This window comes from Dyella sp. 2HG41-7 (assembly GCF_021390675.1).
Lineage (GTDB): Bacteria > Pseudomonadota > Gammaproteobacteria > Xanthomonadales > Rhodanobacteraceae > Dyella_B.
In genome coordinates, this window is record NZ_JAJEJV010000004.1 from 1,053,322 (window position 1) to 1,067,864 (window position 14,543).

Genomic DNA, 14,543 nt, shown 5'->3' on the forward strand with positions numbered 1-14,543 from the left:
CCTGGGTGGGGCAATGCATGGTATAAAACCAAATCCTGCAACGGAGCAGGCGTCTTTGCGCGCCTTCCGGAACGACGCTTTGCAGCTCAGGGCGTCTTGTCGGGGGGGGAATCCGAGGTTTCGGCGATGGACGCCAGTTCGAGAAACATTTCCCGGAGTTCCGGGTCGTGGACTGAACTTGCGGCAGCCTTCAAATGAAGCGCCGCCGCGGTTGAAAGCGGTTTTGATTGCTCCGGCTGGGGATCAGGCGGAGGAAGGGGGGCCACTTTCACGATGACTGAGCTGACGTTTGCGCCTATGGCGCGGGCGGCGGCGAGGATTTGTGCCTGTTGCAAACGCAAACGCGATGCCCAGGCCGGCGAGGAAGCCAAAAAAACTAGGCGGTCATCGCGCAGATTGGCGAACCTGACTTGTTCGCGCAACGGCGATGGCAACGTTTGGCGTAGTGCGCGGTCCAATGCCTCCAGCTTGCCGGCCTTTTTGGCCAGTGCGGCGACAGGTCCGACATCGGTGATGGATTTCAATCCATGACCTGTGCGGTGGGAAGGCGGGACATCGCGCTGCATCAATAAAAACTTTCGAACCGGTAACGACATGCAAATCATACTCGTCTCACGCGCAGGGAAGGTGCCCAGGACATTGGATCTCACCAACCCTCGTCTTCGTTGGCGCGTGTGGGGAATCGGAGCTGCGGTGATCGTGGCGTTGGCCGGTCTCGGCGCCGGCGTGGCGTTGGCTGTAGCCAGTCCGCGCGATCGCGCCTTGGCCGAAATCAGCACGCTGCATCAAGAAGTGAAGACGCAAGACAAGCAACTCGGGGATCTGCGCGACGACGCGCACCGTCAACTCGATGCGCTCGCCGTCAAACTTGGCCAGCTCCAGGCGCAGGCAACCCGCCTCAATGCGCTGGGCGAACGCCTGGTGCAGGTCGGCAAACTCGATAGCAACGAATTTAATTTCGATCAGCCGCCGCCGGTCGGCGGTGTGGAAGTGACAACGGGCACCAGCGCCTACGCGCTGCCGCAAACGTTGGATGCCAGCATCGATCAGCTGGCGACCCAGTTCGATACGCAACAGGCGCAATTCGCCGCCATGCAGAGCTTCTTGCTCAATGCGCGTATCGACTCCGACTTGAAGCCGACTGGCATGCCGGCGGATGGCTACATCTCTTCGTACTTCGGCGTGCGCGCCGATCCGTTCGACGGCCTTGCCGCGCGCCACACGGGGCTGGATATCGCGGTGCCCGCCGGCAGTCCGGTGCATACCGTCGCCGAAGGCATGGTGACTTACGCCGGTGTGCGCAGCGGCTATGGCAACGTCGTGGAAATCGACCATGGCAACGGCTACATGACGCGTTACGCGCACAACAGCAAGCTCCTGGTGCACCCCGGCGAGCACGTTCGGGTGGGCGATGAAATCGCCCAGGCCGGTTCTACCGGCCGCTCCACCGGCTCGCACGTCCATTTCGAGGTTTGGCACAACGGGCGTGTGGTCAATCCGCTCGCGTACGTGAAAGACCATCGCTGAGCGCAAGGTATCCTTAGCGCCGGGCGGCACTCTTGAAAGCGCGCTAGAGCACCGCCACCCCTTGATCCGGGATACGGCGTTTCCGAGAGTTCCCGCGTTTGGGATACCCGGCTGACCCTAGTATCATCAACTCTTTGTCCGTCCGGGCTGGACCCGGCGGGCGTTCCTTATTTCCAGATCCGGAAGATCGATGCTCAACCGTGCCCTGACGAGTCTTTTTGGCAGCCGTAACGAACGAGTACTGCGCCAGCTGTCCAAAACCGTCGCGCGCATCAATGCGCTGGAGCCTGAACTCGAAAAGCTCAGCGACGAGGCATTGCGCGGCAAAACCGACGAATTCAAGCAACGCCTGGCCAAGGGCGAAACCTTGGACAAATTGCTGCCGGAAGCGTTTGCGGTGGTGCGCGAGGGCGCCAAGCGCGTACTCGGCATGCGTCACTACGACGTGCAGCTTATTGGCGGCATGGTGCTGCACATGGGCAAGATCGCCGAAATGCGCACGGGGGAAGGCAAGACGCTCGTCGCGACGGCGCCGGTGTATCTGAATGCGCTCGAAGGCAAGGGCACGCACGTCGTGACCGTCAACGACTACCTCGCCAAACGCGACGCCGCCCAGATGGGCAAGCTGTACAACTTCCTCGGCATGAGCGTGGGCGTGGTGTATCCGGGCATGGATCACGCCGACAAATTCTCGGCCTACGGCGCCGACATCACCTACGGCACCAACAACGAATTCGGTTTCGATTACCTGCGCGACAACATGGCGTTGTCCAAAGAGCAGCGCACGCAACGCGGCCTGCACTACGCCATCGTCGACGAAGTGGATTCGATCCTGATCGACGAAGCGCGCACGCCGCTGATCATTTCCGGTCCGGCGGAAGATTCGCCGCAGCTCTACATCGCGGTCAACAAGATCGTTCCGCGCATGAAGCGCCAGGAAGTGGAAGACGGCCCCGGCGATTACTGGGTCGACGAAAAGCAAAAGCAGGTGCATCTCTCCGAAGAGGGCATGCAGCACGCTGAAGAACTGCTGCAACAGGCGAAGGTCATCGACGAAGACGGCAGCCTGTACGACGCGCGCAACCTTGCCATCGTCCACCATCTCAACGCCGCGCTGCGCGCGAACGCGATTTATCAGCGCGACGTCGATTACATCGTGCGCGACGGCGAAGTCATCATCGTCGACGAATTCACGGGTCGCACGTTGCCGGGTCGTCGTTGGTCCGATGGCTTGCATCAGGCGGTGGAAGCGAAAGAGGGCGTGCCGATTCAGCGCGAGAACCAGACGCTGGCGACGGTGACGTTCCAGAACCTGTTCCGCATGTACAAAAAGCTGGCCGGCATGACCGGTACGGCTGACACCGAGGCTTACGAATTCCAGTCGATCTACGGCTTGGAAGTGGTGGTGATTCCCACCCACAAGCCGATGATCCGCAAAGACAACTCGGACATGGTGTTCCTCAGCCAGGACGTGAAGTACAAGGCTGTTATCGAGGACATTCGCGATTGCCACAAGCGTGGTCAGCCGGTGCTGGTCGGCACGGCGTCGATCGACGTCTCCGAACTGCTGTCCACGTTGCTTGGCAAAGAAAAGATTCCGCACGAAGTGCTCAACGCCAAGCAGCACGAACGCGAAGCGCACATCGTGGCGCAGGCCGGTACGCCGGGCGCCGTGACCATCGCCACCAACATGGCGGGTCGCGGTACCGACATCGTCTTGGGCGGAAGTCTGGAAGCGGCGCTCGCTGCGCTGCCGGAAGACATCAGCGAAACCGATCGCGCGCGCGTCAAGTCCGAATGGAAGAAGCGCCACGAGCAAGTCGTCGCCGCCGGTGGTTTGCATATCGTCGGCACCGAGCGTCACGAATCGCGCCGCATCGACAATCAGCTGCGTGGTCGCTCGGGTCGTCAGGGCGACCCGGGTTCCTCGCGTTTCTATCTGTCGTTGCAGGACAACCTGCTGCGCATTTTCGGCGGCGAAGGCCTGGTGCGCTGGATGAAGCGCTTCGGCATGAAGGAAGACGAGGCGCTGGAAGATCGCATGATCAGCCGCCAGATCGAAAAGGCGCAGCGCAAGGTCGAACAGCACAACTTCGATATCCGTAAAAACCTGCTCGAATACGACGACGTCGCCAACGATCAGCGCAAGGTGATCTATCGCCAGCGCGACGAACTGCTTGAAGAAGACGATGTCTCCGCCACCGTCATCGATATTCGCGAGGACGTAGTGGAGGATGTGGTGCGTCGTTACGTGCCTGCCGACAGCATCGACGAGCAATGGGATCTCGCTGGGCTGGAGCGCGAACTCGAAAGCGATTTCGGCCTGTCCGCACAACTGAAGTCGTGGTTGGAGCATCAGTCGGAAGCCGATGCCGAATCGGTGAAGAAGCACGTGCACGGCTTGGTCGAAAGCTTGTTCCAGGCTAAGGAACAGCAGATCACGCCCGAAACCATGCGTCAGCTCGAAAAGCACATCATGCTGAGCGTGGTGGACAACGCGTGGAAGGAACATCTGTCCAGCATGGATTACATGCGCCAGGGCATCTATCTGCGCGGTTATGCGCAGCAGGATCCGAAGCAGGCGTTCAAGCGAGAATCCTTCGAGCTGTTCTCGCAGATGCTGGCGCGTATCAAGACCGAAGTGGTGCAGATGCTCGCGCGTATCCGCATTCGCAGCGAAGAAGAAGTCGCTGCGATGGAGGCCGAACAGCAACGCATCGCCGAGCGCATGCAGCGCCAGATGCAGGCCAGTGGTGGTGGCGCGCCGGTCGGCGGCGCCTTAGGGCTGGATGCAGCGCCGCAAGGTGCAATAACGGCCGACCCGGCGGCGGCCGGTCCGAAGGTGGGCCGCAACGATCCGTGTCCCTGCGGTTCGGGCAAAAAGTACAAGCACTGCCACGGGCAGTTGAGCTGATCGCTCTGAAAATAAAAGGCCGGAAGCGTCGCGTGAGCGCGCTTCCGGCCTTTGCTTTTTGAGAGATCGGCAACGCGACAGGCGCAGCACGTATCGCGACGCTCAGTCCCCGCCGGGTAAGCGCTTGCGATGCGGCTCGGCGTCCACCGTGATGTACTGCGGCTCTTCGGTATCCAAACGCAACGCCGTGAGTTTGCCGCCCCACACGCAACCGGTATCGATGCCGTAAACGCCCATACCGACGAATCGGCCCAGCGCCGACCAATGTCCGCACACGATGCGCGTGTCGCGTTTACGCACGCCGGGTACTTCAAACCACGGATACATGCCGGGTTTTTGTGTGCCGGGCGCGCCCTTGCCTTCGAAATCGATGCGGCCGTTGACGTCGCAAAAACGCATGCGGGTCAGCGTATTGATCGAGGCGCGCATGCGCTCGATGCCTTGCAGGCGACTTGCCCATGCAGCCGGGCGGTTGCCGAATAGATTCTTCAGCAAACGCGGATGACGCGGACTGGAAAGTTCACGTTCGATTTCCGCGGCGCATCGCTGTGCTTGCTTCAAGGTCCAGCTCGGCGCGAGGCCGGCGTGCACCATCGTCCAGCCGATGGTTTCGTCGTGATGCAGCAACTTCTGGCAGCGCAGCCATTCGAGCAATATGGGTGAATCGTCGGCGAACAACACTTCGCGCAATTCCGGATTCACGCGCGCCTGCGCGTCCTGCTTGCGTTGACCGATCGCGAGCAGACTAAGGTCGTGATTGCCCAGCGTCACCACCACGTTTTCGCGCAGGGAATGCACCAGTCGCAGCGTTTCCAGCGATTGGCCGCCGCGGTTGACAAGATCGCCGCACAACCACAATTGATCGCAGGCCGGATCGAAGCGCAGCTTGTCGATCAAGCGCTGCAGTTCCGGATAGCAACCTTGGATATCGCCGATTGCATAGATGGCCATCAGCGAATCGCCTCGACGGTGCGCCACGTGCATGTCATGAGCGTTTCCTCAATCAATGCAACGTGCGGGGAATGGAAAGCGTGAACGCCGGAATCGGGGCTTCGAACCGCGTGCCGTCGTCGGCCATCATTTGATAGCTGCCTTGCATCGTACCCACCGCGGTTTCCAGTACGGCGCCGGAGGTGTATTCGTAGTCGTCGCCCGGGCGCATCCACGGCTGCTCGCCCACGACGCCCTCACCGTACACTTCTTCCACCTTGCCGTTGGCGTCCGTGATGACCCAGTGACGAGTGAGCAAGCGCGCGGGAACGCCGCCGGCATTGTGCAAATGGATCGTGTACGCAAATACGTAGCGATTCTCATTCGGAGCGGACTGATCGGGGACGAAGCGGGTCTGCACCTGCACGTCAATCGTGTACGGGGATTTCTCATTCATAACGCGATTGTACCGTTGTCATCGGCGCTGGGAATCGCCGCGCGCACGCACGGTGAATGGTATTCGGCGTGACGGCCGAGTCCGCCTATGCGCCATGGTTGCGCTATCGTTCGGAGGCGACTTGCACTTTCGCCAGCCGAACGAAGTCCGCAGGCGCGAGCGTCTCGGCGCGCGCCTTGGGGTCGACGTCGGCGGAACGGATGGCCTCTGCGTCCATAAGCTGGCGCAGCGCGTTGGAGAGCGTCTTGCGGCGCTGGGCGAAGGCGGCCTTCACAACCGCGTGCAAGCGCGCCGGGTCCGCGTCGTGACGCTCATCGGGCGACAGCGGGATAAGTCTTACGACGGACGAATCTACTTTGGGCGGCGGCCGAAATGCGCCGGGTGGCACATCGAACAACGGCTCGACGCGACACGCAAGCTGCAACATGACCGAGAGTCGCCCATACACCTTACTGCCCGGTTCGGCGGCCATGCGGTCGACGACTTCTTTCTGCAACATGAAGTGCATGTCGGTGATCGCCGCCGCGTGCGCGACGCAGTGGAACAGGATCGGGCTGGAGATGTAATACGGCAAATTGCCTGCAATGCGCAGTCGCGACACGCCTTCGCGGTGCGCCATGGCGGTGAAGTCCACTTTCAGCACGTCGGCATGCACGATCGTCAGCGAACCGATGTCGGCGGCGCGGGCATTGAGCTCAGGAATCAAATCCGTATCGAGCTCGATGGCGGTGAGCTTGCCGGCGGCAGCGAGCAGCGGAAACGTCAGCGCGCCTTCGCCGGGACCGATCTCCACCAGAAAGTCGTCCGGGCGAGGCGATATGGCCGCGACAATGCGCTCGATATAGCGACGTTCGTGCAGAAAGTGCTGGCCGAAACTTTTCTTGGGACGAGCGCTCATGCGATGACTTCTTCAGGGCGTTGCCGCACCACCAGGTTCAACGCCATGTGCGCGGCGGCGATTAAGCTGGAGGGATCGGCCTTGCCCGAGCCGGCGAGATCCAGCGCGGTGCCGTGATCGACCGAGGTGCGAATAAAGGGTAGGCCGAGCGTGATGTTTACGGTGCGGTCGAATGCTTCGCTTTTGAGCACGGGCAGTGCCTGATCGTGATACATCGCCAGCACGGCGTCGTAATGCTGCCGTTGCGCGGGCACAAATGCTGTATCGGCGGGCAGCGGTCCAATCAGCGACATGCCTTCTTTGCGCAGCTTGTGCATGGTCGGAATGATGGTTTCGATCTCTTCGCGCCCGATATGACCGCTTTCGCCGGCATGAGGGTTGAGCCCCAACACCGCGATGCGCGGCTGCGCAAAACCGAATTTCGCGCGCAGCTCGTTGTGAACAATGCGTAGCGTGCGCTCTAGCGAGTTGGCATCGATGGCGGACGATACGGCGCGCAACGGCAAATGCGTTGTGGCCAACGCGACGCGCAATTCGGGACTGGCGAGCATCATGACCACGTCGGTGCGACTGCGCTCGGCGAAAAATTCGGTATGTCCGCGGAAGGGAATGCCCGCGTCGTTGATCGACGATTTCTGCAACGGCGCGGTGACGACCGCAGCGTAGAGTCCGGCGAGGCAACCGTCTGCTGCTTCGGTCAGCGTCGCCAGTACGTGTTGAGCGTTGCGCGGATCGGGAGAGCCGGGCACTTCATCGCATATCAGTGGAATGTGCCGCACGCGTAACGTACCGGGCGTGCGATGTTCGACATCCGCCCCATCGTCGTCGATCAGTTGAATCGCCGCGCCGCAACGCGCGGCGGCACGTTCGAGCAACGCACGATCGGTGATCGCAACGAAATTGGCCGCCATGGATGTGGCGGCCAATCGAACGAGCAATTCGGGACCGACACCGGCCGGCTCGCCTGCTGTGAGTGCGAGCCGTGGAAGCGCGTGACGGTTCACGGCTAGTCGGTGTGCGTCGTCATTACGACGACGCCTTGGTGTCCGTGCTGTTGGGATCTTGCAGCTCGGGCGCAAGAATCTTCACGTACGAACTGGAGCGCAGGCCGCGCAGGAAATCGTCGTAGGCCTGGTCGGCTTTGCGGTTGCCGATGGATTGGCGCGCCTGATCGCGTGCGATCTGGTTGGTCATATCGCTGCTGCGCGTGCCGAGACGTTGGATGATGTGCCAACCCGCTTCGCTCTGGAACGGCTGGGAGACTTCACCGTCCTTCAAATCCTGCAACTTCTGGGCGACCAAGGTGCCCCATTCGTTCTGCTGGAACCAACCCATGTCGCCACCGGCGTTAGCCGTCGTGTCGTCATTGGAATTGTCTTTGGCGATTTTGGAAAAGTCTTCGTGCTTGTTGACGATGCGGTTGTAGAGGTCTTGCGCTTTCTGCTGAGCTTGCGTCGCCGACAACAATTCGCTGGGGCGGACCAGAATCTGACGCGCGTGGAACTCGGTCACCATCTGCTTGGACTGCGCGCGCTGGTCTTCCAACTGGATGATGTGGAAGCCGGTCGGACCATGCAGGATGCCGCTGACTTCACCCGGCTTCAGGCTGCTGATGGTGTCGACGAACGCGGACGGAATTTCATCGATGCGACGCCAGCCAAGATCGCCGCCATCGAGTGCGTCGGGTGCGTCGGAGAAACGAATCGCCGCGGCCTTGAACGCCATGCCGCCTTTAACTGCGGCCAGCGCTTGTTCGGCTTTGGTTTGCGCGGCTTGAATGTCGGCGGCCGACGCACCGCTGGGAATGGTGATCTGGATATGCGCCAGATGCACTTCGCCCGTTTTGTAGTTGGAGCTGTTGAGCAGATTGTTGACTTCGCTTTCCGTGACGTTCACCGAATCGCGCACCACGCTCTGATGCAGCTTCTGCACCACGAGCTGATCGTGCAGCTGCTGGCGATACGCAGCGTAACTCATGCCCGACTGCTCCACGGCGGCGCGCAACTGGTCGGGGGTCATCTTGTTTTGTTCGGCGACCGACTGCGCAGCCTGATCGACATCGGAATCGGACACGCGCACGCCTTGGTCGTCGGCGCGCTGCAACTGCAGCTTCATCAGGATCAGGCGATCGAGCACTTGGCGGCGCAACACATCGATGGGCGGAAGCTGACCGGGCTGATTGGCGTACTGCTGCTGGATCGCAGCGACGGCGTCGTTCAATTCGCTTTGCAAGATAACGTCGTCTTCGACGACGGCGATGATGCGATCGACCGGCTGTTGACCTGAATCCTGCGGCGACAGGAGCTGGGCCTGGGCTAGCGACGGAATCGCCGAAGCGATCGTCAGCAGGAATAATGCAAAAATCTGCTTCATCAGTGAACAGCCTTCTGTCGCCGGTGGCGACGGGGTTATGGAGATAAATCCCGAAATCCGGCCTCGCCGGCCTGGTTCTCGAGTGGCGCCCAGACCTCGTGGGCGCGCTTATTGATAGCCAAGGATATCACGCCGCAGGATGCTGTCCGTCTGACCGCTAAACGTACCCATGCCCTTGAATTCCAACTGGAACATGACGGCCGTATCGCTGCCCGGAGGCACCTGGCCCGGCGGTAGGCTAGTGATGACACCATCGTAACCGGTGACGTAGTGGCGGGCGATGACGCTGACCTTTACGCAACATCCTTCGTATTGCACGCCTGCGACCGCTTCCACGGTGCGCTTGTCCATCACCGAATACGTCCAATCACCGATCAGGCGCCAACGTTCCGTGAGCGGATAGACCGCCGAGACGTCGTATTGTTCCAAGAGACCGCGACGGAACCGGTAGGAAAAGTTGAGGATGCCGTCGAAGCCGAGGCGGCGCTGGATGGTAAAGGTGCCCAGATCGGTTTTGCGTGTGACGGGATTCCAGAGGTACTCCGTGCTGGCCGTCCACTGGTCGTTCAACTGCGTGCTCAGTTCAGCCACGTAGTCCGAACCGGTCCAGTCCGTGACCGGCGCACAACCTTGCGTCGACGTGCCCGTGCACGGGGCCTGGATGCGCTGCGGCGTGAAATAGCGAATCTGGCCGAACGTTGCCGACAAACGCTCCACGCCGCCATCGTCGAGCAGGCGCGTGGTGATCGCGCCCGTCAAGTTGTTCGCGTTCATCTGGCGGTCCGCGCCCGAGTATTGGTTCGGGGCGAACAACATCCAGTCGTCGAACGCCATCAGTCCCGTGTCGAACAGTGGCAAGTTGTTCTGATTGCGGTACGGGACGTAGAGATAATAGAGCCGCGGTTCCAGCGTCTGCGTGTAGTCCGAACCGAACATGGACGTGCTGCGCTCAAAAATCAGGCCCTGATCCAGGCTGACGATCGGTAGCGAACGGCTCGGATTGCTTTGCGTGAACGGCGACGTTATTCCGTTGCTGACAGGCGCGTAGTAACTGTAACGCTGGTAACCCGAGTCGAGTGAATAAGTGGTGTAGCGATACGCCAGCTTCGGACGAATGAACCAGGCGGGGCCTTGGAAGTCCGCGTCGACATAGGGATACAAATCGAGTCGCGATCCTTCCACTTGATTGAATTTGTGGAAGTCCACGGCTTCACTGGTCAGTCCGACGTCATACCAGCGAGCAAAAGGAATATCCGCGTTGAACGTGGCGCGCGGCAGACGTTTGTAGGGCTCGACGCTGTTCGGCTCGGACGGATCCACGTTCTGCCACACATCCCCGCCAAACGAGGCGCTCCACCAATTTCCTGAGCCGTTCACGTAAATGCTGGAAAACAGCTGCGCTGTTGAAATGGTGAAAAGATCGTCGCCGAAGTCGCGCAGATAATTTTGATCCGACGCGCGATTGATGCTCGTATTGAGCGACCATCCGGGCCAAAGACTCGTGTTGTTGACAAACTTGTACAGGTAACGCTGCTGACCTTGCGTATCGATCGAAGTCGACGTGAGCTTCTGGTCGTTGTAATTGTCGCGCGGCAGGAATTCGATTTCGAATTCGCCGTTCGTCCTGGGAAACATGTAGCGGACTTCGCCGGCCAACATCGCGCCGCGCTGGGTGTAGTAACGCGGCGTCAGCGTCGCGTCGTAGTTCGGCGCCAGGTTGAAGTAGTACGGAATTCGGAACTGATAGCCCGCACGGCTCGTATGTTCGAAGTACGGATACAGAAAGCCGCTCTGCCGATCGTTGTTGAGCGGGAACGACATCCACGGAAAATAGAAGAACGGCACGCCGAACATGCTCATGGTCGCGCTGTGCGCAACGCCGCGAGCGGTAGTGTCGTCCGTGTCGATTTCTTTGGCGCGGATTTCCCAGATGTGATTGCCGATGTCGCAGGTGGAATACGAGGCGGCGGTGTAGCGGTTGCGATCCGCGTCGAGCATCTGCGCTTGCACTGCGGTGCCGTTGCCGTGCGAATCGAGCATTTGGTAACGCACGTTGCCGGTGGCAAGGCCCGTGCTGCTATCGGTATTGCCGGTGATGTGATCGGCGGACAACAAATGCGTGGCTTCTTGGTAATGCACGCCGCCGCGCGCGTCGTAGTCGGTGGTGTCGCTGTTGTAGTCGGCGAAGTCGGCGTGCAGTTCCTGGTCGGCGCGAATGGTTTTGACGTGGCCGCTCAGGTGATAAACGATCTGATCAGGGCTTTCCACATGATCGGACGCCACATCGGTCTTGGCGGTGGTGCGCAGCGACGAATCTTTGGTCAGGAACGGGTCGTAGAACTCAAGCATGCCGTTGGGACGGCACAGCGCGAAGTTGTCGGGGCGGGGCGGACAAATAAAGGTGCCCAGCGGGCAGACCACTTCGGAGCCGTCCAGCGTGGCCTTCGGATGCTTGCTCTGGGATGCGGCATGAACGCCCTGGCTGCTGAACAGCGCAGCGGCAGCAGCGATTGCTAGCAGGCGGCGTGGAGGCAGAGAACGCGAGGGCGGCAGGCTCTTGGGCTTCACGGAGGCGATCAATCGGCAACGAAGGGCGTTAAGCTAACAGAAAAGCCCTTTCGTACGGCAGACCTCCCGAGCGAGTAAGCGCATGAACGAGCAAAAGACCGGCAAGACCGAAGAGCAGTGGCGAGCGAGCCTGACTCCGGAGCAATTCGCCATCTGCCGTTGCTCGGCGACGGAGCCGCCGTTCAGCGGCAAGTGGTACCGCCATAAGGAACTGGGCACCTATGTATGCGTGGCGTGCCGGACGCCCTTGTTCTCGTCCGAAACTAAATACGACTCCGGTTCCGGATGGCCGAGCTTTTTTCAGCCGATCAAGCGAGGTGGGATCAACCTAGTGCCCGACAAAACCCACGGCATGCATCGCACGGAAGTGCGTTGCGCCGAATGCGATTCCCATCTCGGGCATGTTTTTCCGGATGGCCCCAAGCCCACGGGGTTGCGCTACTGCATCAATTCGCTGGCGTTGGATTTCGAGCCCAGCAAAGGGCTTTAGGGCCTGTTCGCACTATTTGCGTAGCCGCGCAGGGAGCTGTTTGCGCGCCAGCCAAGGGAGAGCGAGGGAGTGTACGTCCGTACACGACTGAGCGATGACGCAGGATGGCGTGCAAACAGACCCGGCCCTACGGGTTGTCGATGAGTGGCCGCCATGCGGCAGCGCGCGGCTTGGCTTGACGGCCAGTCAAGCCGGCGCCACGCATTACCACCTGTCGGACACTCATCGACAACGCGGGCTACGCAAATAGTGCGAACAGGCCCTAGTCCATGAGCGCACTAACGTGCGCGCTAACGCTCGCCGCCAGTGCGTGTAGGTCGTAGCCGCCTTCCAGCGTGGAGACTAGCCGACCGTCCGCGTGCGCACGCGCCAGATCGACCAGGCGCTCGGTAATCCAGGCGTAATCTTCGGTTTGCAGTCGGATGTCCGCCAACGGGTCCTGGCGATGTGCATCGAATCCTGCGGACACCATCACCAGCTGCGGCTTGAACGCATGCAGCCGCGGCAGCAACGCGTCGTTCCACAAACTGCGGAATTCGTCGGAACCGTCGCCCGGCGACAATGGCGCGTTGACGATGTTGCCCACGCCTTGCTCGTCGGGCATTCCCGTGCCTGGATAGAGCGGCGACTGGTGCGAGGAGATAAACAGCACGCACGGCTCGCGCTGGAAAATATCTTGCGTGCCGTTGCCGTGGTGCACGTCGAAATCCGCAATCGCCACACGCTTGATGCCATGCGCGGCCAGTGCGTGCGCGGCGCCAACGGCGACATTGTTGAATAGGCAAAAGCCCATCGCGGTATCGGGCGTAGCGTGGTGACCGGGCGGTCGCACGGCGCAGAAAGCGCGCGCGGTTTGTCCGGACATCACTGCATCGACCGCAGCCACCAGCGCTCCCGCCGCGCGCAAGCCGGCTTCGGCGGAACCGGGCGACATCAGTGTGTCTTCATCCAGCCGAACGGTGTCCGATTCGGGTGTGATCGCCAGAATGCGGTCCACATAAGCGGGTGTGTGCACGCGCAGCAGTTGCTCGCGCGTCGCCCGCGGCGCTTCCACGCGATCGAGAGCGGCGAAACGATCCTGATCCAGCGCGTCCAGCACCGCACGCAGACGGGCGGGCGATTCCGCGTGACCCGGCCCTGGGTTGTGCTGCAGGCAAATGCTGTGGGTAAACAACTGCAGCATGCCGTGCCTCGTTAAGCGGTCGGCTTACGGCGGCGCTCGTGCTGCCAGAGCACTTCGCCGTGGCCCCCGGCACGCGCGAGCACGCGACCCAGCACGAACAGCAGATCGGATAACCGATTGAGATAGCGCTGCGCCTGCGGCCGGACAGCTTCCACGCGCGCCAGCGCAATGACCTCGCGTTCGGCTCGGCGGCACACCGTGCGCGCCAAATGGCAGCACGACGCGGCCATGCCGCCGCCCGGCAGGATGAAATCCTTCAGCGGAGGCAAGGGCTCGTTAAAACGGTCCAGCACCTGTTCCAACCGGTCGATGTCGGCATCCTCGATCATCGCCATGCCGGGAATGCACAGCTCGCCGCCCAGATCGAACAGCTCATGCTGCACCTGGGTAAGCGTTTCGCGGATATCCGCATCGACGCCCTCGCAGGCCAGCATCATGCCGATCGTGCTGTTGAGTTCGTCGACGGTGCCGTAGGCGTTGACGCGCGCGGAATCCTTCGGCACGCGCGAACCGTCGCCCAGGCCGGTGGTGCCATCGTCGCCGGTGCGGGTGTAGATCTTCGAAAGCCGATTACCCATGTTTTAGGCGTCAGCTCAGTGTTGCGTCTGGCCGCTGTGCTGCGACAGGCGGGACAGCTGCACCGCCATCACATGCAGCACCGCGCCCAGGCCGACATACAGCGCAGTCGTCTGCAGGAACGGCAGGTACCAGTCGCCAAGATTTTCGAACCACGCCGCGAAGGTCTTCGGCGCCGGCACGTGGCTGCTCAACCAATAGAAGCTGCCATTGGAAATGATGTAGCAGGCGTTTTCGCTCACCAGCAGGGCTGCGATCGCCCAGCCGAGCGTAGAAAGCTTCAGGCCGCGCTGATGCTTCGCCAGCCAACTGCCGCCGATCCACAAAGCGCCATAAGCCGGAACCAGGAACCAGTAACCCAGCGACACGCAGTAATGGGTCCAGAAATTGATGCCCATATGGGTAATAACGAGGTAGTCGACCAGCACCGCCTCGGCCATCAGCAAGGGGAAGGCCCAGCGGGCGGAGCCGCTCAACCAGAAGCCGGCCAAGAAGAACACGCCCCACGACGCATCCCAAATGTCGTGATGAAACAGCGACAAATGCACGCGAGTCGCCGCCATGACCAAGGCGAGCGCTGCGAAAATGCCAAGACGCTGGGTCTGTGTTGTAGCCATGAAACACTCC

13 protein-coding genes are annotated in these 14,543 nt (G+C 61.1%); 3 read left to right on the forward strand and 10 right to left on the reverse strand.

Going from position 1 to position 14,543, the window contains the following annotated elements; translation table 11 throughout:
* Nucleotides 1-86 precede the first annotated feature (86 nt).
* Nucleotides 87-566, reverse strand: a complete 480-nt coding sequence (locus tag L0U79_RS06070; protein WP_233843841.1) for a DUF721 domain-containing protein — start codon at nucleotides 564-566, stop codon at nucleotides 87-89.
* 28 nt (nucleotides 567-594) lie between these two features.
* On the opposite strand from L0U79_RS06070, the gene L0U79_RS06075 reads away from it, so the two are divergent.
* Together L0U79_RS06075 and secA are read left to right on the forward strand one after the other, a co-directional pair.
* Entirely contained in the window at nucleotides 595-1,527 is a 933-nt protein-coding gene (locus L0U79_RS06075; RefSeq protein WP_233840989.1) for a M23 family metallopeptidase, read from the forward strand.
* Between the two features lie 190 nt (nucleotides 1,528-1,717).
* A complete protein-coding gene (gene secA / locus L0U79_RS06080) occupies nucleotides 1,718-4,441 on the forward strand; it encodes a preprotein translocase subunit SecA (protein WP_233840990.1) in 2,724 nt (907 codons plus the stop codon).
* Between the two features lie 102 nt (nucleotides 4,442-4,543).
* Here secA and L0U79_RS06085 read toward each other — a convergent pair whose 3' ends face one another.
* The 6 genes from L0U79_RS06085 to lptD form a co-directional block, all read right to left on the reverse strand.
* Complete coding sequence (locus L0U79_RS06085; RefSeq protein ID WP_233840991.1) at nucleotides 4,544-5,392, reverse strand: symmetrical bis(5'-nucleosyl)-tetraphosphatase; 849 nt, start codon at nucleotides 5,390-5,392, stop codon at nucleotides 4,544-4,546.
* 52 nt (nucleotides 5,393-5,444) lie between these two features.
* Entirely contained in the window at nucleotides 5,445-5,828 is a 384-nt protein-coding gene (apaG, locus tag L0U79_RS06090; protein ID WP_233840992.1) for a Co2+/Mg2+ efflux protein ApaG, read from the reverse strand.
* A 103-nt stretch (nucleotides 5,829-5,931) separates the two neighbouring features.
* Nucleotides 5,932-6,726 (reverse strand): 16S rRNA (adenine(1518)-N(6)/adenine(1519)-N(6))-dimethyltransferase RsmA, encoded by a 795-nt coding sequence (gene rsmA, locus L0U79_RS06095; protein ID WP_233840993.1) that lies wholly within the window; start codon nucleotides 6,724-6,726, stop codon nucleotides 5,932-5,934.
* Entirely contained in the window at nucleotides 6,723-7,730 is a 1,008-nt protein-coding gene (gene pdxA / locus L0U79_RS06100; protein WP_233840994.1) for a 4-hydroxythreonine-4-phosphate dehydrogenase PdxA, read from the reverse strand. The genes rsmA and pdxA overlap by 4 nt, the downstream gene beginning before the upstream one ends.
* A gap of 22 nt (nucleotides 7,731-7,752) precedes the next feature.
* A complete protein-coding gene (locus L0U79_RS06105) occupies nucleotides 7,753-9,099 on the reverse strand; it encodes a peptidylprolyl isomerase (protein WP_233840995.1) in 1,347 nt (448 codons plus the stop codon).
* Between the two features lie 108 nt (nucleotides 9,100-9,207).
* A complete protein-coding gene (lptD, locus tag L0U79_RS06110) occupies nucleotides 9,208-11,667 on the reverse strand; it encodes an LPS assembly protein LptD (protein WP_233840996.1) in 2,460 nt (819 codons plus the stop codon).
* 82 nt (nucleotides 11,668-11,749) lie between these two features.
* Here lptD and msrB point away from each other — a divergent pair, with 82 nt between their 5' ends.
* Nucleotides 11,750-12,157 carry a peptide-methionine (R)-S-oxide reductase MsrB gene (gene msrB / locus L0U79_RS06115; protein WP_233840997.1) on the forward strand — a complete coding sequence of 136 codons (408 nt, stop codon included), beginning with the start codon at nucleotides 11,750-11,752 and terminating at the stop codon, nucleotides 12,155-12,157.
* 262 nt (nucleotides 12,158-12,419) lie between these two features.
* Here msrB and L0U79_RS06120 read toward each other — a convergent pair whose 3' ends face one another.
* From L0U79_RS06120 to L0U79_RS06130, 3 genes are read right to left on the reverse strand one after another with little or no spacing between them, the layout of a single operon-like run.
* Nucleotides 12,420-13,340 carry a histone deacetylase family protein gene (locus L0U79_RS06120; protein WP_233840998.1) on the reverse strand — a complete coding sequence of 307 codons (921 nt, stop codon included), beginning with the start codon at nucleotides 13,338-13,340 and terminating at the stop codon, nucleotides 12,420-12,422.
* Between the two features lie 11 nt (nucleotides 13,341-13,351).
* Nucleotides 13,352-13,918 carry a cob(I)yrinic acid a,c-diamide adenosyltransferase gene (locus L0U79_RS06125; protein ID WP_233840999.1) on the reverse strand — a complete coding sequence of 189 codons (567 nt, stop codon included), beginning with the start codon at nucleotides 13,916-13,918 and terminating at the stop codon, nucleotides 13,352-13,354.
* Nucleotides 13,919-13,933: 15 nt separating this feature from the next.
* A complete protein-coding gene (locus L0U79_RS06130) occupies nucleotides 13,934-14,533 on the reverse strand; it encodes a hypothetical protein (protein ID WP_233841000.1) in 600 nt (199 codons plus the stop codon).
* Between the last annotated feature and the right edge of the window lie 10 nt (nucleotides 14,534-14,543).

Excerpts from the sequence above, each read along its gene's own strand:
- L0U79_RS06085 (WP_233840991.1), bottom strand. The coding sequence starts at position 5,392 with ATGGCCATCTATGCAATCGGCGATATCCAAGGTTGCTATCCGGAACTG.
- L0U79_RS06105 (WP_233840995.1), bottom strand. The coding sequence starts at position 9,099 with ATGAAGCAGATTTTTGCATTATTCCTGCTGACGATCGCTTCGGCGATT.
- L0U79_RS06070 (WP_233843841.1), bottom strand. The coding sequence starts at position 566 with ATGCAGCGCGATGTCCCGCCTTCCCACCGCACAGGTCATGGATTGAAA.
- L0U79_RS06120 (WP_233840998.1), bottom strand. The coding sequence starts at position 13,340 with ATGCTGCAGTTGTTTACCCACAGCATTTGCCTGCAGCACAACCCAGGG.
- apaG (WP_233840992.1), bottom strand. The coding sequence starts at position 5,828 with ATGAATGAGAAATCCCCGTACACGATTGACGTGCAGGTGCAGACCCGC.
- L0U79_RS06075 (WP_233840989.1), top strand. The coding sequence starts at position 595 with ATGCAAATCATACTCGTCTCACGCGCAGGGAAGGTGCCCAGGACATTG.
- L0U79_RS06125 (WP_233840999.1), bottom strand. The coding sequence starts at position 13,918 with ATGGGTAATCGGCTTTCGAAGATCTACACCCGCACCGGCGACGATGGC.
- secA (WP_233840990.1), top strand. The coding sequence starts at position 1,718 with ATGCTCAACCGTGCCCTGACGAGTCTTTTTGGCAGCCGTAACGAACGA.
- L0U79_RS06130 (WP_233841000.1), bottom strand. The coding sequence starts at position 14,533 with ATGGCTACAACACAGACCCAGCGTCTTGGCATTTTCGCAGCGCTCGCC.
- rsmA (WP_233840993.1), bottom strand. The coding sequence starts at position 6,726 with ATGAGCGCTCGTCCCAAGAAAAGTTTCGGCCAGCACTTTCTGCACGAA.
- msrB (WP_233840997.1), top strand. The coding sequence starts at position 11,750 with ATGAACGAGCAAAAGACCGGCAAGACCGAAGAGCAGTGGCGAGCGAGC.